General features: G+C 37.6%; 16 protein-coding genes and 1 pseudogene. 16 read left to right on the top strand and 1 reads right to left on the bottom strand.

Going from position 1 to position 25,164, the window contains the following annotated elements:
* Positions 1–81: 81 nt before the first annotated feature.
* Positions 82–1,180, top strand: a protein-coding gene (prfB, locus tag ACKVQX_RS02730) for a peptide chain release factor 2 (protein ID WP_141274250.1) whose coding sequence is annotated in 2 segments (ribosomal slippage) — positions 82–144 and positions 146–1,180 — 1,098 coding nt in all. Because the reading frame shifts where the segments join, the coding sequence is not laid out codon by codon here.
* 48 nt (positions 1,181–1,228) lie between these two features.
* Here the strand turns inward: prfB and ACKVQX_RS02725 are convergent.
* Complete coding sequence (locus ACKVQX_RS02725; RefSeq protein WP_068455523.1) at positions 1,229–1,798, bottom strand: competence protein ComK; 570 nt, start codon at positions 1,796–1,798, stop codon at positions 1,229–1,231.
* A 229-nt stretch (positions 1,799–2,027) separates the two neighbouring features.
* Here ACKVQX_RS02725 and ACKVQX_RS02720 point away from each other — a divergent pair, with 229 nt between their 5' ends.
* From ACKVQX_RS02720 to addA, 15 genes and pseudogenes are all read left to right on the top strand, one after another.
* Positions 2,028–2,276 (top strand): IDEAL domain-containing protein, encoded by a 249-nt coding sequence (locus tag ACKVQX_RS02720; protein WP_068455520.1) that lies wholly within the window; start codon positions 2,028–2,030, stop codon positions 2,274–2,276.
* Positions 2,277–2,408: 132 nt separating this feature from the next.
* Positions 2,409–4,391, top strand: coding sequence for an excinuclease ABC subunit UvrB (gene uvrB, locus ACKVQX_RS02715; protein WP_068455517.1), 1,983 nt, complete (start codon positions 2,409–2,411; stop codon positions 4,389–4,391).
* A 7-nt stretch (positions 4,392–4,398) separates the two neighbouring features.
* Complete coding sequence (uvrA, locus tag ACKVQX_RS02710) at positions 4,399–7,266, top strand: excinuclease ABC subunit UvrA (RefSeq protein ID WP_409135991.1); 2,868 nt, start codon at positions 4,399–4,401, stop codon at positions 7,264–7,266.
* A gap of 58 nt (positions 7,267–7,324) precedes the next feature.
* Positions 7,325–8,488 carry a DUF4097 family beta strand repeat-containing protein gene (locus ACKVQX_RS02705; protein ID WP_409135990.1) on the top strand — a complete coding sequence of 388 codons (1,164 nt, stop codon included), beginning with the start codon at positions 7,325–7,327 and terminating at the stop codon, positions 8,486–8,488.
* A gap of 485 nt (positions 8,489–8,973) precedes the next feature.
* Complete coding sequence (ftsE, locus tag ACKVQX_RS02700) at positions 8,974–9,660, top strand: cell division ATP-binding protein FtsE (RefSeq protein ID WP_409135989.1); 687 nt, start codon at positions 8,974–8,976, stop codon at positions 9,658–9,660.
* On the top strand, positions 9,650–10,534 hold the full coding sequence (gene ftsX, locus ACKVQX_RS02695; RefSeq protein ID WP_409135988.1) for a permease-like cell division protein FtsX: 885 nt from the start codon (positions 9,650–9,652) through the stop codon (positions 10,532–10,534). Before ftsE ends, ftsX begins: the two co-directional genes overlap by 11 nt.
* Before the next feature lie 12 nt (positions 10,535–10,546).
* Positions 10,547–11,866 (top strand): murein hydrolase activator EnvC family protein, encoded by a 1,320-nt coding sequence (locus tag ACKVQX_RS02690; RefSeq protein WP_409135987.1) that lies wholly within the window; start codon positions 10,547–10,549, stop codon positions 11,864–11,866.
* 127 nt (positions 11,867–11,993) lie between these two features.
* Positions 11,994–12,623: a hypothetical protein gene (locus ACKVQX_RS02685; RefSeq protein WP_325922702.1), complete on the top strand. Its 630-nt coding sequence runs from the start codon at positions 11,994–11,996 to the stop codon at positions 12,621–12,623.
* Positions 12,620–13,189 (top strand): peroxiredoxin family protein, encoded by a 570-nt coding sequence (locus tag ACKVQX_RS02680; RefSeq protein ID WP_409135986.1) that lies wholly within the window; start codon positions 12,620–12,622, stop codon positions 13,187–13,189. The genes ACKVQX_RS02685 and ACKVQX_RS02680 overlap by 4 nt, the downstream gene beginning before the upstream one ends.
* Before the next feature lie 206 nt (positions 13,190–13,395).
* Positions 13,396–14,565 carry a PDZ domain-containing protein gene (locus ACKVQX_RS02675; protein WP_368634239.1) on the top strand — a complete coding sequence of 390 codons (1,170 nt, stop codon included), beginning with the start codon at positions 13,396–13,398 and terminating at the stop codon, positions 14,563–14,565.
* A gap of 128 nt (positions 14,566–14,693) precedes the next feature.
* Complete coding sequence (locus ACKVQX_RS02670) at positions 14,694–15,320, top strand: TVP38/TMEM64 family protein (protein WP_068455492.1); 627 nt, start codon at positions 14,694–14,696, stop codon at positions 15,318–15,320.
* Between the two features lie 124 nt (positions 15,321–15,444).
* Positions 15,445–18,960, top strand: coding sequence for a helicase-exonuclease AddAB subunit AddB (gene addB / locus ACKVQX_RS02665; protein WP_409135985.1), 3,516 nt, complete (start codon positions 15,445–15,447; stop codon positions 18,958–18,960).
* Positions 18,947–20,284, top strand: a complete 1,338-nt coding sequence (locus ACKVQX_RS02660; protein WP_068455486.1) for a UvrD-helicase domain-containing protein — start codon at positions 18,947–18,949, stop codon at positions 20,282–20,284. The genes addB and ACKVQX_RS02660 overlap by 14 nt, the downstream gene beginning before the upstream one ends.
* A gap of 588 nt (positions 20,285–20,872) precedes the next feature.
* Positions 20,873–22,690 (top strand): group II intron reverse transcriptase/maturase, encoded by a 1,818-nt coding sequence (gene ltrA, locus ACKVQX_RS02655; RefSeq protein ID WP_068455483.1) that lies wholly within the window; start codon positions 20,873–20,875, stop codon positions 22,688–22,690.
* Positions 22,691–22,802: 112 nt separating this feature from the next.
* Positions 22,803–25,148: pseudogene (gene addA / locus ACKVQX_RS02650) on the top strand (helicase-exonuclease AddAB subunit AddA); the annotation flags it as partial.
* Between the last annotated feature and the right edge of the window lie 16 nt (positions 25,149–25,164).

The following is a 25,164-nucleotide window of genomic DNA, read 5'->3' as shown; positions in this document are numbered from 1 at the left end:
CAGAAAAAGAGAGGTTGGCCTATTCTGTGGCTAACCTCTTTTCTGTTATAAATATCAAAATTACTTGGAGGAATATGTATGATTGAATTATCAGAAGTACGAAATGCACTAGATGACACAGCGAAGAAAATAAATGATTTTAGGGGGTCTCTTTGACTTAGAGAACAAAGAGGCACGTATTCAAGAGACAGATGAAATGATGCTTGACCCGAATTTTTGGAATGACCAAAATGCAGCGCAAGAAATCATTGCGGAATCTAAGGGGTTAAAAGAAATCGTCAATGAATTTCATCGTCTTGTAGAGGAACAAGAAAATCTTGAAATGACGTTAGAGCTTTTAAAAGAAGAGCCAGACGATGATTTGCATGAAGGTTTGGAAGAAGAACTCGCAACATTTAAAAAGAGCGTAGCCGATTATGAACTGCAATTATTATTAAGTGGTCCATATGATGCGAATAATGCCATTTTAGAATTACATCCAGGTGCTGGCGGTACGGAATCACAAGATTGGGGCGAAATGCTGCTACGTATGTATACACGTTGGGCAGAAAAACACGGCTTCAAAGTGAAAACACTTGATTATCTACCGGGTGATGAAGCGGGAATTAAATCCGTTACATTATCGATTCAAGGACATAATGCATATGGGTATTTAAAAGCTGAAAAGGGTGTACATCGTTTAGTGCGTATTTCACCATTCGATTCAGCTGGTCGTCGCCATACATCGTTCGTTTCATGTGACGTGATTCCAGAATTCAATAATGAAATTGCAGTTGAAGTACGTCAAGAAGACTTAAAAGTGGACACGTACCGCGCAACAGGTGCTGGTGGTCAGCATATTAATACGACAGACTCAGCGATTCGTATTACGCATTTACCGACTGGAATTGTCGTAACATGTCAGGCTGAACGTTCACAGATTAAAAACCGAGAAAAAGCGATGAACATGCTTCAAGCAAAATTGTATCAATTAAAAGTTGAAGAACAACAGGCAGAAGTAGATGAAATTCGTGGTGAGCAAAAGGAAATTGGTTGGAGTAGCCAAATTCGTTCATATGTATTCCACCCGTATTCAATGGTAAAAGATCACCGTACAAATGCTGAGACAGGCAATGTACAAGCAGTAATGGACGGCGATTTAGATTTATTCATCAATGCATATTTACGTTCGTTAATTTAATAAATGAGAGATAAAGAATCCTGATGTCTATCGGCGATTCTTTATTTTTTAGTCTAATCGTTTTAAGTTATTGGAATCGATGAATACCACATGATTTTCAGAAATCGGTTCAGGCATTAAATCTTTTAATAAACGATAATTTCTTTTTAAAAACATCGCACGTGTAAGTTGTGTTTGTAATGTAGCGGTTGAGACATTTGTTTTAAAGAATGGACGGATTTGATTATCTAAATGAACAACGCAGTCCACTTTAGAATTTACATCGCAATTTAAAATAGCATGATGTGCGAGCCACATGGTGTAGGGACGATCAGGAGAAAGGGTAGGAATTAAAATATAAGGTTGTTCAGTTGTTCCAAGTACGATAGGAAGTTTATTTGTAGCTTTAGTAATCGTGCGAGAAAAACGCAATGCTTCGTCTAATGATGTTCCAAAAAGAAAACAACATTTTCGAATGACGCGTTTAATAGAAGATTGAATGAGATATTCACGTTGTTTTTCAAGTACATATGTAAATCGTTGTTGATTGTTTTTAGAAATGACTGGTTCAAGAACTTGGATTGCATCATTAAATCGAAAATCTTCTAAAAGAATAACAGGTAGACGATCTTTTATCATATTTGACACTCCTTTTTCTTTTGTTTAACAAAAACCAATTAATGGAATTTATTAAAATGATTATATGTGATTTTGTAGCCATAAGCAATGGTATTTAGACAAAAGTGGCGTTTTTAGAAAACGGGCTATTTCTATAAAGTCAGATAATTTTGAAATAAATAGTTTCTTTTAGTTGCTTTCTTGAATCTTTTTCGCATATAATAGCAAAAAGGTATTCGAGGTGATGAAGATGGAATATCGTTACTCACAGCAGAACTCTCCAAACAATGAACAGCCACTTAGTCAAGGGTTACAAGGTCAAGACTTATTGAACGATTTGTACATGGATATGTTTTTACAACATCTTCTAGCAGACCAACAAATTCGCTTACTTCGTGAAGCAATTGATGTCGCGTTAGACGAAAGAGATAAAGAAGCCTTTAAACGATTTACAAAAGAATTAATTCAATTACAAGACACTTTGATTGATGAAGAATAAATGATGACATAGGATTTCTATTAGGGGTAACTTAATAGAAATCTTATTTTTGTTCCAATTAAGAAACGTATGTTCGTAAAAGGGTTTGAGATATGTTAAAATAGAAGAATGAGAAAATGAGGAGGCAGCCGCATGTCACATGATTTTGATTTACAAGCGCCCTATCAACCAGGTGGTGACCAGCCACAAGCGATTGCAGAATTAGTGGAGGGTGTTAAAGCAGGGAAAAAACATCAAACATTACTTGGTGCAACAGGTACAGGTAAAACGTTTACGATTTCAAATGTGATTCAAGAAGTGAAAAAACCAACACTTGTTATTGCACATAATAAAACATTAGCAGGACAATTATATAGTGAATTTAAAGAGTTTTTCCCAAATAACGCGGTTGAATACTTCGTTAGTTACTACGACTATTATCAACCAGAAGCCTATGTACCACAGACGGATACATTCATTGAAAAAGATGCGAGTATTAATGATGAAATTGATAAATTACGTCACTCTGCTACTTCGGCTCTTTTTGAAAGACAAGATGTAATTATCATCGCTTCTGTATCATGTATTTATGGTTTAGGTAATCCGGAAGAATACGAAGAGATGGTCGTATCGCTTCGTACAGGCATGGAGATTGAGCGCAATCAATTACTGCGTAAATTAGTAGATATTCAATATGATCGCAATGATTTAAACTTCATTCGCGGTACTTTTCGTGTGCGCGGCGATGTAGTCGAAATTTTCCCAGCATCGCGTGATGAGCATTGTCTTCGTGTTGAATTTTTCGGTGACGAAATTGACCGTATTCGAGAGGTGGATGCATTAACAGGTGAAGTATTAGGTGACCGTGAACATGTTGCGATCTTCCCAGCATCCCACTTCGTTACACGAGAAGAAAAAATGAAAGTAGCGATTGAAAATATCGAAGCAGAATTAAAAGAACGCTTAGAAGTGCTTCGTGAAGAAGGAAAGTTACTTGAAGCGCAGCGCTTAGAACAGCGTACTAATTATGATTTAGAGATGATGCGTGAGATGGGCTTTACATCAGGAATCGAAAACTATTCACGCCATTTAACGCTTCGTGAAGCAGGTGCAACACCTTATACGCTGCTCGACTATTTACCAGAAGATTTCTTACTTGTAGTAGATGAAAGTCACGTAACATTGCCGCAAATTCGCGGGATGTATAATGGTGACCAAGCACGTAAAGGTGTGTTAGTAGATCACGGTTTCCGTTTACCCTCAGCGCTTGATAACCGTCCATTAACATTTGAGGAGTTTGAAAAACATATTCATAATGCAATTTTCGTTTCAGCAACACCAGGACCATATGAATTAGAACATACACCTGAAATGGTAGAACAAATTATTCGCCCAACAGGATTGGTTGACCCAGTCATCGAAGTGCGTCCAATTGAAGGACAAATTGATGATTTAATTGATGAAATTCAAATGCGGATTGCGAAAAATGAGCGTGTATTAATTACGACACTTACGAAGAAAATGTCCGAAGATTTAACAGATTATTTAAAAGAGATGGGCATTAAAGTAAACTATCTACACTCTGAAATTAAAACGTTGGAGCGAATCGAGATTATTCGTGAATTGCGTATGGGTGTATTTGATGTTCTTGTCGGAATTAACTTATTACGAGAAGGTTTAGATATCCCAGAAGTCTCGCTTGTTGCGATTTTAGATGCTGATAAAGAAGGATTCTTACGTTCAGAACGTTCACTTGTTCAAACAATTGGACGTGCGGCACGTAATGCGAACGGGCATGTCATCATGTACGCAGACCGTATGACCGATTCGATGCAAAAAGCCATCGATGAAACGGAACGTCGTCGTACCATTCAGCTTGCCTATAACGAAAAACATGGCATTGTACCACAAACGATTCGTAAAGAAATTCGCGATGTGATTCGTGCAACAACAGCGGCGGAAGAGCCAGAAGCGTATATTTCAAAGGTGACAGAAGGTAAGAAATTAACGAAGAACGAACGTATATCACTCATTGAATTACTAGAAGTCGAAATGAAAGAAGCGGCGAAAGCACTCGACTTTGAACGTGCAGCAGAACTACGTGATACGATTTTAGAACTGAAAGCAGAAGGGTGAGACCATTTTGAAGAATACTGAAATTATTGTACAGGGCGCACGCGCAAATAATTTAAAAAATATCGATGTGGCAATTCCGCGCGACCAACTCGTTGTCATGACAGGGTTATCGGGTTCAGGTAAATCTTCACTCGCATTCGATACAATCTATGCAGAAGGACAACGACGTTATGTCGAGTCTCTTTCTGCTTATGCACGTCAATTTTTAGGACAAATGGATAAACCTGATGTAGATTTAATCGAAGGTTTATCACCAGCGATTTCCATCGACCAAAAAACAACAAGTAAAAATCCACGTTCAACAGTAGCGACGGTGACAGAGATTTACGACTACATGCGTCTTTTATATGCACGTGTTGGTAAGCCAATCTGTCCAAATCATGGCATTGAGATTGCATCGCAAACTATTGAGCAAATGGTCGATCGTTTAAAGCAATATCCTGAACGTACAAAGATGCAAATTCTATCTCCAATCGTTTCTGGACGAAAAGGTACACATGTCAAATTACTAGAAGACTTGAAAAAACAAGGTTATGTGCGTGTGCGTATTGACGGTGAAATTCGTGATTTAGATGATGATTTAACATTAGAAAAGAACAAAAAACATTCAATCGAGGCAGTGATTGACCGCGTCGTATTAAAAGAAGGTGTGGAAGCACGTCTAAGTGATTCTCTCGAAACAGCATTACGCCTTGCTGAAGGTCGTGCAATGGTCGATGTAATGGAACATGAAGAACTTTTATTCAGTGAACATTTTGCATGTCCAATCTGTGGCTTCTCAGTCGACGAATTAGAACCACGTATGTTCTCGTTTAATAACCCGTTCGGTGCTTGTCCAACATGTGATGGTTTAGGAACAAAGTTAGAAGTCGATGTAGATGCGGTTATTCCAAATCGCGATTTAACATTGAATGAAGGCGCAATTGAGCCGTGGATTCCAACGAGTTCACAGTACTATCCAACGCTGTTAAAAACCGTTTGTGATCATTTCAATATTGATATGGATACACCAATGAAAGACTTATCAAAAGAGCAATTAGATATCATTTTAAAAGGTTCAGGGGATGAAAAAATCTTCTTCAGTTACACAAATGAGTTTGGAAAAACGCGTGAACAAGAGATTGAATTTGAAGGTGTATTACGCAATGTAGAACGCCGTTTTAAAGATACTTCGTCAGACTATGTACGCGATCAAATGGAAAAATATATGGCGCAGTCGAACTGTCCGTCATGTAAAGGCTATCGTTTAAAACCAGAATCACTTGCAGTAAAAGTTGACCATAAACATATTGGTGAAATCACTACTTTTTCAATTAAAGAAGCACTTGCCTTCTTCCAAGAACTACAATTGAGTGAAAAAGATATGAAAATTGCGAAGCTCGTTCTTCGAGAAATTTCAGAACGTCTCTCTTTCTTAGATAATGTAGGGTTGGATTACTTAACGCTAAATCGTGCTTCTGGTTCACTTTCAGGCGGTGAAGCACAGCGTATTCGTCTAGCAACACAAATCGGTTCACGCTTAACAGGTGTCCTTTATATTCTAGATGAGCCATCTATTGGTTTACATCAACGCGATAATGATCGCTTAATTGAAACATTACAAAGTATGCGTGATTTAGGAAATACATTAATCGTTGTAGAGCATGATGAAGATACAATGCTTGCGGCAGATTATTTAATTGATGTTGGTCCGGGAGCAGGTGTTCATGGTGGCGAAATTATCGCTGCTGGTACGCCAAAAGAAGTCATGGCAAATGAAAAATCATTAACGGGTCAATATTTAAGCGGCAAAAAATATATCCCTGTACCTGTAGAACGACGTCAAAACGATGGACGCATGATTACGATTCAAAAAGCTTCAGAAAATAATTTAAAAAATGTTTCAGTTGATATTCCACTTGGCGTCTTCACAGCGGTTACAGGTGTATCGGGTTCGGGTAAGAGTACATTGATTAATGAAATTTTGTATAAAGCATTAGCACAAAAAATTAATCGAGCAAAAGCAAAGCCAGGTGCAGTGAAAGCAGTTGAAGGAATGGAACAAATCGAGAAAATTATCGACATTGACCAATCACCAATTGGACGAACACCTCGTTCAAACCCAGCAACGTATACGGGCGTATTTGATGATATTCGTGATGTTTATGCAGCGACGAACGAAGCGAAAGTACGTGGTTATAAAAAAGGGCGCTTCAGTTTTAACGTAAAAGGCGGACGCTGTGAAGCTTGTCGTGGTGATGGGATTATTAAAATCGAGATGCACTTCTTACCAGACGTATATGTACCATGCGAAGTATGTCATGGTAAACGTTATAACCGTGAAACGTTAGAAGTGAAGTATAAAGACCGCTCGATTTCAGACGTGTTGGAGATGACAGTTGAAGATGGTCTGGAATTCTTCCAAAACATTCCGAAAATCGCACGTAAACTTCAAACACTTGTCGATGTAGGTCTAGGCTATGTGAAGATGGGGCAACCTGCAACAACTCTTTCTGGCGGTGAAGCGCAGCGTGTGAAGTTGGCTTCAGAGCTACACAAGCGCTCAACAGGTAAATCAATTTATATTTTAGATGAACCAACAACTGGACTGCATGTCGATGATATCGCACGCCTTTTAAAAGTTTTACAGCGTTTAGTAGACGGTGGTAATACCGTACTTGTTATTGAACATAATTTAGATGTTATCAAGACGGTGGATCATATTATTGATTTAGGTCCAGAAGGTGGAGATCGTGGTGGACAAATCATTGCGACAGGTACACCAGAAGAAGTAGCGAAGGTGAAGGGTTCCTATACAGGGAAGTACCTACTACCAATCTTAGAGCGTGACCGTAAACGCTTGGAAAAAGATTTACAAGAAGCAACAGGAAAATGAAACCTTCAGTCTGATTCAAACGTATTAGTAAGTATTAAAGCATAAGGAGGCCACAACAATGCAAGATGAACGTAAGCGAATTTTACAGTTAGTTGAGAACGGCACCATTAGCGCACAAGAGGCAATTACATTACTAGAGAAGTTGGATCAAAAAGGTGCGAAGTCTGAAGAAGCGCCAAAAAAAGAAGAAGTTAAACAATCAACACATGAACAAGAGCAACCAAAAGAAGAACAAGCATACAAGCGTACACAGGAAGATGAAAAATCGAAAAAAGAAGATGAGTTTATTAATGATATAAAGCGTGATTTTAATGAATTCGGTACAAAATTCATGGACTTTATTGGTGCAGCAGTCAATAAAGTACGCGATATTGACTTCTCTTCGATGACATCAGGAAACAATAAATTTAGTTGGATTGAACCGATTGAAAATACATTATTTGATAACATCAGTGTGGATATGCCAAACGGTCAATTAACCATTCGTGATTCTGTAGATGGTTCGGCTTATTTAGAAGTATCAGCTACACCATTATTCCGAGTGGGCGCTCAAAAAGATTTATCAAATGAAGAAATTAAAAAGCAGTTTAACTGTGGAAACGATGCAGGAACATTACGCATTCATAACACAGCGAAAATGCTGAAAACAGATGTCATCATGTACGTACCGAAAGGCGATTATCGTCGTATTCGTGCTAATCTATTCAATGGTGGTTTTACATTACACAGCATTAATGCGGATCAAGTCAATGTAGAAACGAAAAATGGTTCGATTCATATTTCGGATATCACATTCGATTCAGTTGATGTTGAATCAGCGAACGGAAGCATTGATATTCGCGATGTTGCAGGACGTGAAGTTGAAGCAGAGACGATGAATGGACGTGTATATATTGATGGTTCATTACGTTCGATTGAAGCGAAATCACTAAACGGACACGTTGTGGTTACATCGAAATCACAACAAACAGAACGCATTAAAGCCAATACAGCAGCAGGAACAATCGAGCTATATGTTCCTGAAAGCGTATCTTTAATCGGTGAATTATCTTCTACATTTGGTAAGATGGATGTTGTTTTGGGAGATGTTGAATTCTTACGTGAAGATAATCAAATGTTCAATAAGTCTGTTCGTTTCCGTAAAGTTGTACCTGACGCACAACAATTAACGATTGATGGCGAAACACAAACAGGCTCTGTCATTGTTCGTTATACTGTATAAATAGATGATGCTGAAACAAAGTGTTGTTTCGGATATACGAAAATAACTGTAAAACACTTTCTCATATGAGCATAAAAACTGGAATCGCGCTGTAGTGCGGTTCCAGTTTTTCGTTGTGAATGCTAAAAAAGGAGATGACATGTTTTCTATGAATAAATTTGTGATAAAAAAACAAAAAATGTCTGTTCTTTGAAAAAAAGAGTACAAAAAACGTATAAAATTTATTTTTTTGTCACTTATTCCCTATTATTTTAGTAAAATAGATACTAGTAGTTGTGTGAAAAAAAGCCTGTTTTTCTGTAGAATGGATGAAATTCGACGAAGTATTACAAACGAGGAGTAAATTGAAATGGAACTGTAATAGAGAAATGATTTTTAGATGATATACTATTGAAGTGCAGTTGAGTTCTTAGATACCTATGTGCTCAAATTCAGTAGTCACAAAGAGAAACGAACTACAATTTATAATAATAGGTGGTACGAACATGATCGAAATGAAAAATGTTGTAAAGAAGTACCCGAATAGTGTAGTAGCTGTTAAGGGACTGAACATACAAATTAAGCAAGGTGAGTTTGTTTATATTGTTGGACCGAGTGGTGCTGGTAAGTCGACATTCATCAAAATGATGTATCGAGAAGAAAAAGCAACTTCAGGTGAAATCAAAGTAAACGGAACAGACCTTACAACTTTAAAAGATAGAGAAATTCCGTTTTTGCGTCGTAATATGGGTGTTGTTTTCCAAGATTTTAAATTATTACCTCGTAAAAATGTATATGAAAATATTGCATTTGCTTTAGAAGTAATTGAAAAAGATCCACAAGAAATAAAAAAACGTGTAATGGATGTTTTAAAATTAGTTGGTTTAACGAAAAAAGTAAAAATGTTCCCGGATGAACTATCAGGTGGGGAACAACAACGTGTGGCAATTGCACGTTCTATCGTTAACTCACCTAAAGTCGTGATTGCAGATGAGCCTACAGGTAACTTAGATCCTGAAACATCATGGGAAATTATGCGTTTATTTGATGAGATTAATGCTAGAGGAACAACGATTATTATGGCTACACATAACAAAGATATTGTAAATACAATGCGTAAACGAGTAATCGCCATTGAAAACGGACAAATTGTTCGAGATGAACGTGGGGGTGACTACGGTTATGAATTTTAATACAATAAAGCGTCATTTTAAAGAGAGTTTCATCTCGATGGCACGAAATCGTTGGATGAGTTTTGCATCGATTAGTGCTGTAACAGTAACACTACTATTAGTTGGTGTATTTTTAACAATCATGATGAACTTGAATAAGATGTCTACAGATATTAAGAATGATGTTGAAATTAAAGTATTAATTGATTTAAGTGCAAACGAAACATCAGAAGCAGAATTACAGCAACAGGTAGAAAAAATGCCAGGTGTAGAATCTGTAAAGTATTCGTCGAAGAAACAAGAGCTTGATAAATTAGTCAAAGATTTTGGTAATGATGTTTCACTATTTAAACAAGAAAATCCACTTCATAATGTACTGTATGTGAAGGCAGATGATCCTGAACAAACAGAAAAAGTTGCAAAAGAGATTGAGAAAAATCCAGCTGTCGACACAGTGAAGTATGGTAAAGATAAAATTGAAAAATTATTTAATGTATTAAATATTAGTCAAAAAGTAGGCATTGTATTAATTATTGCGTTGTTATTAACAGCGACATTCTTAATTTCTAATACAATTAAAATTACGATTACAGCACGTCGTCGCGAAATCGAAATTATGAAATTGGTTGGAGCAACGAATTCATTTGTTCGTGTGCCATTTATTTTAGAAGGTATGTGGTTAGGAGCAATCGGTTCAATTCTGCCAATTATCGGTGTCACAACGCTTTATAGCATTGTGCATAGTTCGCTTGCGCCAAAACTTGAAAGCAGTGTTGTTCAAATTTTAGATGTCATGCCGTTCATTTTGGAAGTTGATATCATTCTATTTGTCATGGGTGTATTAATTGGTGTAGTCGGCAGTTTTATGTCTGTTCGAAAGTTTTTAAAAGTATAGGAGGATTTTGTTGTGTTACAAAAAAATAAAGTAATCGCAGCAGCACTTGCAACGACGCTCTTAGTACCTACTATGAGCGCGAGTGCTGAATCTGTTAGTGATTTGAAAAAAGAGAAAAATGCGTTGGATCAAAAGAAAAGTAAAATCAGCAAAGAACTTCAAGCTAAAAAAGAAAAAATTGCAAAAGCCCAAGCTGAAATTGAGAAGTCTGCAAAAGAAGTTTCGAAAATCACAGTGAAAATTCAAGAGACAGATAACAAAATCGAAGGTGTAGAGCAAAAGATTGCACAGACAAAGTACGAGATTGAAAAATTACAAAAATCAATTGAAGCACTTCAAAAGAAAATTGATGAGCGTAATGAAATCTTAAAAGAACGTGCACGCGCAATGCAAGAAACAGGTGGACAAGTTGGCTATATCGATGTTCTTTTAGGTTCTAATAGCTTTTCTGATTTTATCGACCGCGTCTCAGCAGTAAATGAAATTGTCAATGCGGATGAACGTATTGTAGAAGAACAAAAAGCTGACCAGGCAAAAGTAGAAGAACAACAAAATCAAGTAAAAGAAAAACTTGCTGAACAAGAAGATCGTAAAAAAGAATTAGAAGACTTAAAAGCAAACTTGAAAAAACAACAAGATAAGAAAAAATCAGCTTTAGCACAAATGGAACGTAAACAAGCAAAACTGAATAAAGAGCGTAAAGGATTAGAAAATCATTATTCAGAAGTTGCAAGTGTCAGCTCGAAAGTACAAAAGAAAATCGAAGCAGAGCAGCGTAAAGCAGCTGAAAAAGCACGTAAAATGGCTGAGGCAGCAGCAGCGAAAAAAGCTAGTGCAGCGATTTCAACAACATCCAATTCAAGTTCAAGTTCAAGTAGCTCTTCATCAAGTGCAAGCGTAGGATCTGTGCCAACATCTTCATCGGGTACTTGGATGAAACCAGCACAAGGTCGATTCACTTCAGGTTTTGCAGGACGTGACATTGGTGCAGGAGCAGAATATCACTATGGTATTGATATTGCGAATAGTGAAGGAACACCAATCGTAGCAGCAGCAGACGGTGTTGTATTCCGAGCAAGTCCCTTATCTACATATGGTAATGTCGTGATGATTACACATAATATTAATGGTCAAACATACACATCACTTTATGCACATATGAGTCGTTTTGGTACATCAGTTGGTAAAACAGTTAAAAAAGGTGAAGTCATTGGTTACATTGGTTCAACAGGACGTTCAACAGGACCTCATGTTCACTTTGAAATTCATATTGGTTCTTGGGTGAATCAAGCAACGGGTGCTGTAAACCCACTGCAATATATTTCACTATAATTCAATTCAAGAGGAGAGAATTGAATTGAAGCCGAGTTTGAAGAGAGAGAAAATCACTTCAAACTCGGCTTTTTTAGTTGTATTTCATATAAGAATATTATACCGTAATGGGTATAGGAGGATGTCCATGCAAAATAATATGTGGTACACCATATTCAATCTATCATTACCTGCAACATCGCTCGCAGTTTTAGGCGCAATGAGTATAACGATTCTTTTTCTCTTTATTTTAAAACGTAGAAAATGGATTGATTCATTTTTAAATTATTTTGTTCTTTTTATATTAGTTTGGAAATTTAGTTATGTTTTAACGAATTGGCAAGAAGTTATGAATTACCCACTTTCGATTATTTATTTTGATGGTGGAACATTTGGTATTGCGTTGGCAGCTATCATTTTGTTCATCTATAGTGTCTTACGGGTGAAAAGCGAAAAAGATACGATTCAACAACAGAGTTTCTATTGGCTTAGTATGTATAGTAGCTCTCAATTTTTGTATGCACTTTTAAATGATGGTGTACTGTGGTTAACCATTTTGATGGCTTTCTTTAACTTGGTTATTCTTATTTTAATCTTGTGGCAACGTTCTTTTGAAAAAATAGATCGTTTTGCGTTACGTATGACACTTATTTATTTATTGTTTACACTATTAGTTGAACCACTCGGTTTTCAACAACCTAAACTATGGATGATCCTAACATTTATTGTCTATGCAGCATGGTATCAGTTTAAAATGAAAAGGAGCGAACTTTCGTGAAGTGGCAAAGAATTGCAAGTTTTGTTTTAGTAATTGTGCTAATTGGCATTGCGGTTACAACAATTATTCAAAAAAATACAGAACCAAAAGAACAAAAAACAACAGTCGTTAATGGAAAAAAACCAGAAGATATTCCTGGTATTGCAATCGGGCAAAAAGCACCTGATTTTACGCTTCGAACATTAGAAGGTGAAGAAGTTTCGTTATCGGATTTTAAAGGTAAGAAAGTTATGATTAATTTCTGGGCGACATGGTGTCCACCTTGTAAAGCTGAAACGCCGCACATGGTTACATACTATAATGAGCATGCGAAAGATGAGAATTTTGTCATTTTATCTGTCAATGCGATGAGTACTGAACGTAAGAGTACGGATGTTGAGAAGTTTATTGACAAATATAATATGACGTATCCTGTTGTGATTGACCCACGCGGTGAAATTATTAAAAAATACGATGTATTAAACTTCCCTACATCATTCTTTGTGAATACAAAGGGAGTTATTCAACAAAAATTAAATTTAGTGAATGAACAGCAGCTTGCTGATGTTGTAAAGTCATTAGATTAATTCAATACCTTTTAAGGCTTTAGCAAACTGTTGCTGAAGTCTTATTTTATGTTAGCTCTTGTTTTACTTTGTATGAAAAGGGTAAAAATAGTCGATATGTAATAGAATATGCTACTCATTAAAACAGCCTTTTGGTACAATTATGATAAGCTACCATTTCTTAATATAATGGGGTATAAATAAATCTTTTAGAGGTGGGAACAACTGTGTTTTGGGACATTATTGTCGAATTATTAAAAGGCGTTTTACGTCTATTTATGAACCCCTTACTTTATATAACCATCATCTTCACCGTTTTATTAGGTTATCGTCGTGTCATTCGTGAACGTCAATCTTTTAAAATTCGTATTCATTGGGGACTATCTGAAACGATTCGTTTATTACGTGAAGGCTGGCTTGCGGCTTTCTGTGTATCCCTATTTAGTTTATTAGTTGGGATTGTCTTACCGATGGAATATATCATGCTAGTAACCGTGTTATCGATTCTTTTCGTCGTGAGCTTTTATTATCAACTAGCATCTGTCGTATATCCATTCGGAATTGCATTCTTAGTTCTATGGGTAACATTTACACAAAACTGGGGCTTCACATTATTTGGTTTTACAATTAATGCAAGTGATTTTAAGTTAAGTATGCTCTCAAGTATCCCTTTATTAATAGGGATTCTACTAATTGCTGAAGGTATGCTTGTGCAAAAGTACGGGGCAGACTTGGCTTCACCACGATTACAACGAACTGCTCGCGGCTTAAAGGCCGTTACATTCCTTTCAAAAAGATTGTGGATTCTTCCAGTTTTCCTTGTCATTCCAGGAGATACAATCACAAGCTTTGTGTCCTACTGGCCTGTCTTTTCATTAGGCGGTGAAAATTATGGGTTTATTCTATTTCCTATCGTCATTGGTTTTCAACAGCGTGCACGTAAGATGTTACCGATGTACTTCTATCCACAAATGGGTCGTACCATTGTTTTACTAGGAGCTTTAGTGTTCGTTGAAGGGATTGTCTCTTATTTCTATCCAATTTTAGGATTAGCAAGTGTTCTTGTAGCAATCATTGGGCGTATCCTCATTTCATTTATTTACGGATTAAGTGAACGAAAAGGCAAGTTTGCAGTGACACCACAGAATGAAGGGGTTGTCATTGCTGCCATTTTACCGAATTCACCTGCTGAGGCGATGGGGTTACAAATTGGTGAAACGATTCGTAAAGTGAACGGGGAATCTGTGCATTCAGAAGAAGAGTTATATCGTGCACTTCAACAAAACGCAGCGCAATGTAAAATTGAAGTATTAGATACAGACGGAGAAGTTCGACTACGTCAACATATCGTGTTCCATCACGATCATTTCCGTATTGGTTTACTACTCGTACAGTAAACGTATGAGGTGAAGCGCTAATTTATGCGTTTCACCTTATTTTATTAACAATAGCTTGTCAGAAACTTTCTACTTAGTTACATCGTATACTAAGTAATGAGTTGTATGTTTTAGAGGGGGTAACAACTGTGCCAGATTGGTTGAGCATTGATCAATTTCAGCAATTAGCTGAACAACATCGCGTTATTGGAACATTCGGTGCAATTTTATTACCATTTATAGAAGCATTTTTACCATTTTTGCCACTAGCTGCATTCGTTGTTGCAAATGCTACTGCTTATGGTTTGTGGTTAGGCTTTTTATTTTCATGGGGAGGAGCCGTACTGGGTTCTTACTGCGTCTTTTTATTAATTCGTAAATTTGGTCACAGTCAATATTTTCGTTTTGTTACGGACCGAACAGGTGTAAAAAAATTAATTCAGTGGGTAGAAATTCAAGGGTTCATGCCATTATTCATTTTACTTTGTTTTCCATTTACACCTTCTGCCATCGTCAATGTGGTAGCAGGACTTTCGAATTTAAAGAAAAAAAGTTATCTTATTACGATTATGTGTGCAAAATTCATTATGATTTTAGTTATTAGTTGGATTGGAGCTGACTTACAATCCCTAATTACAAAACCTTGGAAATCAGTCGTCGTTGTTCTCATCATTGTCCTAATGTGGGTTGGTGGAAAGTATGTGGAGAAACGAAATAATCGTAAAATGGAAGAGCATTTACGTTCACTTCAAAAAGATGATCATGAAAAATTATAAACATTATGAGGGCGAAATGATGAAATTCGTCCTCTTTTTTATTTCAAAATAAAAAAAAGGCGAATCTATGTTTTCATTGTGGATTTTTTGTACAATAAAGGAAGAAGAAAAGGAGGGAAATGAAATGGCTTTAACGATTGTACATGGTCGTGCAGGAAGTGGGAAAACCACGTATCTACAACAAGAGATTATTCGACAGTTGAAAGAAAATCCGACAGGTAATCCACTCTTTTTACTTGTGCCTGACCAAATGTCTTTCTCATCTGAACATCAATTAACAACAGCAGGTGGAATCAAAGGAATGATTCGTGCGCAAGCTACAACATTTAAACGACTTGCATGGCGCGTATTATCAGAAGTGGGTGGAATTAGCCGACAAGAAGTGAATGGCTTTGGTTATCGTATGTTGGTACGAAATGTATTGCAAACACTGCAACCAGATTTAAAACTATTTAAAAAATCTGCGAGTAAACGAGGATTCACTGAAGAAATTGAAGCAGTTTTAAAAGAATTTAGTCATTATCATATAGATCATGCGACTTTACTAGGATTGCAGCAGCAACTAGCTAACCAAGTAAATGCGCCTGTAAGCTTACAAGATAAAATGCATGATTTACAACTTATTATGCAGGCAATTGATGAGCAATTAGGTGAGGCGTATATTGATTCAGAAGGTTATGTTCCACTATTAATTGAAGCGGTCGATCAAAGTCAGCTCATTCAGCAATCGCATATTTATATTGATGGTTTTGAAACATTTACAAAGAGTGAATATGAACTTGTATTAAAGTTAATAGTTCATGCTAAAGATGTAACGATTGCCTTACCTTATGACTCAGAGTGGGATACACAAGATCCTCAAGCTTTATTCCACCGCCCAGCGTTGCTCGCTCAAAAATTACGTGATGATGCATCTTCATTAGGTGTTGTCATAAATCCAGCCATCTATTTACAAGAAGCGAAACGATTTCAATCGAATGTGCTTCGTTATATTGAGAAAAACCTACATCACTATCCATTAGAACAGATGACTGAACAGGCAGATCGTGGACTTGAATTATATGCGGCGACGACTAGAAAGGCTGAAATTCATGCTGTGGCACGTCATATTCGTGATTTTATTCAACAAGATGAAACACATCGTTATCGTGATGTAGCCATCTTATATCGACAAGCAGATGTATATGATCCGTTAATCGAAACAATTTTTAAAGAGTATGATTTACCGGTATTCCTCAGCCAAAAGAAACCGATGCTTCATCATCCATTAATCGAGTTAAGTCGCTCTGTTTTAGAAGTAATTGAAAAAGGGTGGATGTATGAACCTGTCTTTCGTGCAGTGAAAACGGATTTATTCTTCCCAGTTGGTGCAAATAAATCAATTTGGCGCGAGCGCGCAGATCGTATGGAGAACTATGTCATCGCAAATGGCATCTACCGTGAACGTTGGTTTGACGATGCGCGTTGGATTTATAAAAAATATCGTGGCCTTGAATTTTATCAAAAAACACAAACAGATGAAGAACGAGCGATGCAAGCAGAAATTGAAGCGGTACGTCAATTGTTATTAGAACCGATGAAACGTTTAAGTGATGCACTTGAAAAAGCGATAGTAGGACAAGACTATGCAGCAGCATTATTCAATTTCATGGAAGAGTTGCATGTATATACGAAGTTACAGACGCTTCAAACAGATGAATTAGAACATGGTAAATTATTTGAAGCAGCTGAGCATGAACAAGCTTGGAATGGCTTCATTCAATTACTCGACCAGTTTGTAACAATGTTTGGAGATCAAGAGATGACACTTGAAGAAGTCATTCCGCTATTAGATGAAGGCTTTGATACGTTAGAGTTTGCGCGTATTCCGCCTTCTGTTGATCAAGTAACTGTTGTTAATACAGATTTAGCACGTCTTTCGAATATTAAAGTAGCCTATGTTGTCGGTATGAATGACGGTGTCTATCCAACACGTATTGATTTCGAAGGAATGATTGCAGATTCTGAGCGTGAATGGTTTACAAGACTGGGCGCTGAGATTGCACCTACTTCTAAAGAGCGTTTATTAGAAGAAGATTTAATCATTTATCGTACACTAACTGCTGCTTCTGAAAAGCTTGTGGTGAGTTATGCGATGAGTGATGAAGAAGGAAAATCATTACTTCCTTCTTTATATATAAAACGTCTGCAAGATTTAACAGGTGTCTCAGAAGAAATCATCTTTATGACACCAGATGAAGCACTGACATCTGAAGATGACTGGGCGTATATCTCACATCCAAGAACTGCACTTGCTTATTTAATGGCGCAGATTCGTCGAAGTGAGCATGATGGTGTTCCATTATCACCTGAATGGCAAGCATTACAGAGTTATTATGAACAAGATCCAACATGGCAAACGATTTATGAACGTCTTATGTATGCGACACATACACATAATAAAACGGAACCGTTGGAACAGCAGATTACAGAGGAGCTATATGGTCGTACGATTACATCTAGTGTATCGCGCGTTGAGAAATATTTTAAATGTCCCTTCTCTCATTTCGCCACATACGGTCTCCGTTTAGAAGAACGTGCGGAATATCGTTTAGAACCACCAACAATCGGTGACTTATTCCACGCAGCACTCAAATGGATTTCAGACGAAACAGCGAAAGAACATATTCAATGGCGTGAACTCTCCATCGAGCAGTGTAAACAACTCGCACGTGACGCGGTTCAAGTCGTCGTGCCACTACTCTACCATCAAATCTTACTAAGTACAGCACGCTATCAATACATCTTACGTAAACTCACAATGATTGTAGAACGCACGATGATTTCGATGCGTCACCATGCAAAAAATGCAGGATTCAAACCAATCGCTGTAGAGGCTGCTTTTGGACCGGGAGAAGCAATCCCACCAATGGTTATCGAATTAACAAATCAGCATGAAATGAAACTGCGAGGACGAATCGACCGCATTGACGCCACAAAAGTAGGGGACGAATCTTACTTACGTATTATTGATTATAAGTCTTCATCTCAGCGTCTCGACTTGAATGATGTCTATCATGGTTTATCGCTTCAAATGTTGACGTATTTAGATGTTGCAGTCGAAAATTCTACGCATTGGTTAGATGAAAAAGCAGAGCCAGGTGGCGTATTATACGTGCATATGCACAATCCGATGCTCAAGCAAGAGGCCGTGCTAAATGAAGTTGAAACAGAAGCTGAAATGCTGAAGAAGTTTAAAATGAGTGGTTTACTACTGGAATCAGAAGATGTCATTTTAGAAATGGACGAAACATTAGAAGATGTCGGCGGACGCTCACAAATCGTTCCTGCCTATTTGAAAAAAGATGGTTCTGTTTCAAAAGGAATGTCTTCTGTTATTCAGCGTGAAGAATTAGAGGATTTACGCACATTCGTCCGTAAGAAACACCAAGAAGCAGGCGAAGGAATTTTAGCAGGCGACACAAAAATTAGCCCTTATCGCTTAAAACAAAAAACAGCATGTGACTACTGCCCGCAAAAAGCAGTTTGTCAGTTTGATACAACAGATACACAACAACAATATCGCACATTACGCGCTGAATCAGACGATACCGTGATTGAAAAAATTCGAAAGGAGTCGACAACTTATGATTCCAACTAAACCAGAGAGTGTTACGTGGACAGATGCTCAGTGGAAAGCCATTTGGGCAAAAGGTCAAGATACGCTTGTATCCGCAGCAGCAGGTTCAGGAAAAACAGCTGTCTTAATTAATCGTATGATTGAAAAAGTATTGGACACGACGAACCCAATCGACGTCGATCAATTACTCGTTGTAACCTTTACGAATGCTTCTGCCGCTGAAATGCGTCAGCGTATGTCGAAAGCTTTGGAAGAGGCGATTGATGAAGACCCATCATCTCAGCATTTACGCCGCCAACTTTCTTTAATGAATAAGGCACAAATTTCGACACTTCACTCGTTCTGTTTAAATATTATTCGCCAATATAACTATCTACTCGATATCGATCCAGGTTTCCGTATTGCGAATGATACAGAAGCTGCCTTATTACGAGATGATACCATGGCAGAAGTATTAGAAGAAGCCTATGCAAAAGAAGATAAGCAAGAGGTATATCGTCTCGTCGATGCTTTTACATCTGACCGCGATGATCAGGCGATGGAATTATTAATTGCGCAGTTATACGAGATGTCTCGCGTTAATCCGCAACCGTTTAACTGGCTCGACCGTTTACCAGAACAATATGATGTGACAGGAATTCAACACATTGATGACTTACCGATTGCTGCAATTATTAAACAATCACTGTTATTACAAGTGGAAGCGGCGATTCAATTAGTGCAAGAAGTACGTCAATTAGCGATTCAGCCGAATGGTCCGGATGCTTTTGGTAGTACGGCTGAAAAAGATTTAGAACAATTAATGATAGCACGCGCGCTTGTAACAGAAGGTACATGGTCAGAGATGCAAGCTTACTTCTCGCAGTTCAAGTGGGGACGACTTGCTTCACAAAAGAAAGATACATGCGATGAAGGTATGAAAGAGCGTGCAAAAGCGAAACGTGAACAAGCTAAAAAAATCATCAACGATTCTGTAATGGTTTACTTCACACGCCCACCTGAAAAGCTACTAGAAGAAATGAGTGCGATGAAGCCACTCATTGAGACATTAGTTGATTTAACGAAACAATTTAGTACGCGCTATGCGGCTGTTAAAGCAGATAAGGGTTTGATTGACTTCTCGGATTTAGAGCATTTTGCTTTAGCAATTTTAACAGATGATGATTTACAACCTTCTGAAGTTGCGTTAGATTATCGTGCTCGTTTTGAAGAAGTCTTAGTCGATGAATATCAAGATACAAACCGACTGCAAGAGACCATCTTACAATTAGTAAAGCGCGGTGATGCAGCAGACGGTAATCTGTTCATGGTTGGGGACGTAAAGCAGTCAATTGTGCGCCCATAAGGGTATTGTATATTTCACCATTTGGCGGTGAATAAACTACAGAAACGGTTTATATATCAGCCGACTTATCTTGGCGGGAAACCAAAAAGGGAGTGTAGCATGTCGGTACAAGTCATAAGTTAGCCTAAACGGAAAGGCTACGACTGAATGGCGAGATATAAAAGATTCATATAAGGAAGAAGGCTAAACTGCTTGAAGAATAGTCCGAGTGGGGTCATGTCTAACCGTCTAGGAAACCGTTTGAAACCTAGAATCTATTCTGTTCAGTGTACTAAATGGATGCAACTGAACATGGACGAACGCTATAAATTGAGGCTGAAATCTAGTTTCTGATTGATGAAAGAATAGACACACTTCAAGATTGAAGAAAAGGATGAACGTTCCTTCCGACAATGAATCGAGCCTGTATACAATATACTAAATGGGGATTACCTAAGTTGGAATGCCATTAGGCTATGTACAAAGGTACTGAATATCCAATATGGTAACGGAGCTCCCGTAGTAGTCCGAGATAGGGAAAACCTATTACACGGCGAAGGGGAGCAGCTTATAACGTATAAAACAATAAAGAAAGGAGCGAAATGCTCTATGCAAAGTTCAGAAATTGTCTTATACAATCTATCGAAACAAGCAATGAAGGACGGTTTTGAATTTGACCGTCTATACAGACATTTATACAACGAAGATTTTTATATAAAAGCCTATACAAAGATATACAAAAACAAAGGTAGTGCAACAAAAGGTATCGACGAAGAAACGGCAGATGGATTTGGTGAAGAAAAAATTCATGGGATTATAGAATCTTTAAAAGATGAAAGTTATCAACCCAAACCTGTACGTCGTATTCATATCCCAAAGAAAAATGGTGATACAAGACCACTTGGTATCCCTACATTTACAGACCGTTTAGTACAAGAAGTATGTCGTATGATTATAGAAGCAATTTATGAGCCGAAATTTTCAAATCATTCTCATGGTTTTAGACCGAAAAGAAGTTGTCATACAGCGTTAGTCGAAATAAAGAAAACCTTTACGGGCGTCAATTGGTTCATTGAAGGAGATATTAAAGGATTTTTCGATAACATCAATCATCAAGTACTAATCAATATTTTGCGAAAACATATTAAGGACGAGAAATTTATTCGTCTCATGTGGAAATTCTTAAAAGCAGGATTCGTGGAAGATTGGCGATTCCAAAAGACTTATAGCGGGACACCACAGGGCGGTATCATTAGTCCATTACTCGCAAATATTTATTTAAATGAATTTGATGAATATGTTGAAAATAAATTAAAACCTTCATTTGATTTAGGTGAGCCAAAGATAGGACGTAAACGAAATACGGAATATCGAAAATATGATATGCGTAATCAGCGTTTGCATAAAAAAATTAATACGACAGAAGACGAAAATTTACGACAACAGATGATTGAAGAATATAAGGCGAATAAGAAAATATTGCTTAATTTACCGTACTATGAACCAAATACCGATACGTATAAAGCAATGGAATACGTGCGTTATGCAGATGATTTTATAGTCGGTGTAAATGGTAGTAAAGAGGATTGTGAACGTTTAAAACAAGCAATGAAAGAGTTTTTGAAAGACCGTTTGCAATTAGAACTATCGGAAGAAAAAACACTCATTACACATAGTACAAAATTTGCAAGATTTTTAAGCTACGATATCTCAATTAGCCATGATTTAAGTGTGGCAAAGGATAAAAACGGTGTGAAAAAACGTAAATATAGAGGATATGTACAACTACGTATTCCAAAAGGGACGATTGAAAAAGTAATTGTCAAAAATAAAATGGTTAAAGATATTGATGCCAAGCAATGGGATATGTTGCATCGGCCAAGACTTGTCGGTTTATCTGATTTAGAAATCATCGAAACATATAATGCGGAATTACGAGGGATTTATAATTATTATGCTTTAGCTGAAAATGTAAATCGAAAAATGTGGCAACTGCGTTATGTAATGGAATATAGCTGTCTGAAAACACTTGCGAATAAATATAAATCCACAGTATCAAAAATGAAGGTTAAGTTTAAACAAGGTAAGTACTGGGGCGTAAAGTATGAAACAAAGCAAGGTGAGAGAATAGCTTACTTTTATAAAGATGGTTTTGAAAAAAAGAAAGAAATCTTTCAATCAGAAATGGACCAACTACCAAATTTGTATGTATATCAAGGCAGAAATGATTTAGAAAAACGACTAAGTGCAAAACAATGCGAATTATGTGGAGATAACCACCCAGATACGAAGTTCGAAATTCATCATGTGAATAAAATTAAGAACTTAAAAGGTAAAGAATACTGGGAATGGACAATGCTCGCCAAGCAACGTAAAACACTAGTTGTATGTATAAAATGTCATAAAGAAATTCATAAACAACGATAGGTTTGTTATAAGTGGAGAGCCGTATACTCTGAGAGGAGTACGTACGGTTCGGGGAGGGGTTCTCTGGAAACCTACTACGGCAATGTAGCAAGGCGCTGGGTTCCTACTCTACTACCGTTTCCGACTCGCTGAACCAACGCTATTTTTAAATAAGTATCTACAATATCAAGACGAACCGACGGATACAGGTATGAAAATTGATTTGAATGCGAACTTCCGAAGCCGGCATGAAGTGTTAGATGGTACGAACTATATCTTCAAGCAAATCATGGGTGAAAAAGTTGGCGAGATTGACTATGACGAAGCAGCGAGTTTAAAACCAGCTGCGCCTTATCCAGCACAAGATACGCCGATTACGGTCGCTGTACTGCATGCGACAGAAGAGGAAGAAGTGGATGAAGAGATTGAGGAATTACGTACTTCACAACGAGAAGCACGCTATATCATCTCGCAAATTCAACAATTAATGAATCGTGAACAGTTGATTTATGATGCCTTCAAAAAAGACGAGCATGGTAATCCTATCAGTCGCCCAATTGAATATCGCGATATTGTCATTTTAATGCGTTCGATGACATGGTCTGCCGATTTTGTAGAGGAATTTAAGTTAGCAGGAATACCGTTATACGCAGAACTATCACGCGGTTATTTCGATGCTATCGAAGTGATGGTCATGATGAATACTTTAAAAGTAATTGACAATCCATACCAAGATATTCCGTTAGCTTCTGTATTACGTGCACCTTTTATCGGTCTAACTGAAAATGAACTAGCTGAAATCCGTCTAGCAGACCGTAAAGCGTCGTTTTATGATGCACTGAAGTCTTTTGTTGGGCAAGGGCAAGCGATGCGTACAGAGGCAGCAGAGAAGCTACAGCGCTTCTTACTATTACTTGAAGATTGGCGGAATTTAGCACGTAGAGGTTCGTTAGCGGACTTAATTTGGAAAGTATATCTTGATACGAATTATTATGAGATGGTTGGTGCGATGGCGAATGGTAAACAACGTCAAGCGAATCTTCGTGCCTTACATGACCGAGCAATTGCTTATGAAAAAACGGCATTTCGTGGGTTATTTCGTTTCCTTCGTTTTATCGACCGTATGCGCTTGAGAGGCGATGATTTAGGAACAGCGAAAGCGATTGGACAATCCGAAAATGTCGTACGTATTATGACCATTCACTCGTCAAAAGGTTTAGAGTTCCCATATGTATTCGCTGCAGGAATGGGGCGACCATTCAACCGTATGGACTTTAATCAATCCTATCTATTTGACCCTGTGTTTGGATTAGCAGTTAAAATGATTGACCCTGAAAAACGAATTGAATATACATCACTACCTTATTTAGCGATGAAAGAGAAAAAAATGCTTGAGATGAAGGCGGAGGAAATGCGTGTTTTATATGTTGCAATGACGCGTGCAAAAGAAAAACTCTATTTAGTTGGTTCAGTAAAAGAGTGGGCGAGTGCGCAAGAGAAGTGGCAAGATGCGCAACTACTCGCACTGGGCGACCCGCTTCCAGAACATCAGCGTGCAAAAGCGAGTAATTATTTTGATTGGATTGGTCCAGCTATTGCAAGACATCCTGATTATTTAGCCGATGTCGAAGAAATGGAACGTACAGCATCACCCGACCATTCACGATTTAAAATAGAGATTGTCGATTGTCAGGATATGACGGTTGCAGTAGAAGAATATGAGGTATTGCCAAAATCTGTAACGGAAGAAAATCAATTTTTCTCTACGCTTATTCATCAACGTCTGGACTATCGCTATCCATTTGAAACATCGACGCGTAAAAAATCGAAAACGTCTATTTCAGAAATGAAGCGATTGAAGTTGTTAGAAGATCAGGCAGAACCAGAGATGATTTTTGAACCTGTGAAAGAGAAGGTGGAAGTGACGCAAGGTCCACGACCAAAATTCATGCAAGAACAGACGAATATGAGTGGAACTGAAAAAGGAACTGCTGTCCATGCAGTGATGGAGCATGTGCCACAACAAGGTTTTGAAACAGTAGAAGAAATTGAAGTCTTTTTGCAGACACTTGTAAAACGCCAGCTCTTAACAAAGGAAGAAGCACAAGTTGTTGAACCACAAGACCTACTGACGTTCTTTGCGAGTCCAACTGGACAGGAGTTTAAGTCAGCGCCTATTTTAAAAAGAGAATTACCATTCACACGTGCGATTGTTGATGAAGACGGAGATGCACAGATTGTACAAGGGATTATTGATTGTTTATATCAAACGACTTCTGGTGAATGGGTACTGCTCGATTACAAGACGGACCGTCTCACAGCTACAATGCAAACAACAGAAGGATTAGAAGCTGAATTACGTCGACGCTATTCGATTCAGTTACACACATATAAGCAAGCTGTTGAAGAAATTTTAGATATTCAAATTACGCGTACGATGATTTATGCATTCGCTGCACATCATGGGTTTGACGTATAGGAGGAGATAGAAGTTG

Source organism: Kurthia sp. ISK08 (genome assembly GCF_046159805.1).
GTDB classification, from domain to species: domain Bacteria; phylum Bacillota; class Bacilli; order Bacillales_A; family Planococcaceae; genus Kurthia; species Kurthia gibsonii.
The sequence above is the reverse complement of the archived record's forward strand: the minus strand, read 5'-3'. Positions and strand labels throughout refer to the sequence as shown.

What these genes read in the sequence shown, in the direction of transcription:
- ACKVQX_RS02725 (WP_068455523.1), bottom strand. Translation starts at nt 1,798, where the DNA reads ATGATAAAAGATCGTCTACCTGTTATTCTTTTAGAAGATTTTCGATTT.
- ACKVQX_RS02720 (WP_068455520.1), top strand. Translation starts at nt 2,028, where the DNA reads ATGGAATATCGTTACTCACAGCAGAACTCTCCAAACAATGAACAGCCA.
- uvrB (WP_068455517.1), top strand. Translation starts at nt 2,409, where the DNA reads ATGTCACATGATTTTGATTTACAAGCGCCCTATCAACCAGGTGGTGAC.
- ACKVQX_RS02705 (WP_409135990.1), top strand. Translation starts at nt 7,325, where the DNA reads ATGCAAGATGAACGTAAGCGAATTTTACAGTTAGTTGAGAACGGCACC.
- ftsE (WP_409135989.1), top strand. Translation starts at nt 8,974, where the DNA reads ATGATCGAAATGAAAAATGTTGTAAAGAAGTACCCGAATAGTGTAGTA.
- ftsX (WP_409135988.1), top strand. Translation starts at nt 9,650, where the DNA reads ATGAATTTTAATACAATAAAGCGTCATTTTAAAGAGAGTTTCATCTCG.
- ACKVQX_RS02685 (WP_325922702.1), top strand. Translation starts at nt 11,994, where the DNA reads ATGCAAAATAATATGTGGTACACCATATTCAATCTATCATTACCTGCA.
- addB (WP_409135985.1), top strand. Translation starts at nt 15,445, where the DNA reads ATGGCTTTAACGATTGTACATGGTCGTGCAGGAAGTGGGAAAACCACG.
- ACKVQX_RS02660 (WP_068455486.1), top strand. Translation starts at nt 18,947, where the DNA reads ATGATTCCAACTAAACCAGAGAGTGTTACGTGGACAGATGCTCAGTGG.
- ltrA (WP_068455483.1), top strand. Translation starts at nt 20,873, where the DNA reads ATGCAAAGTTCAGAAATTGTCTTATACAATCTATCGAAACAAGCAATG.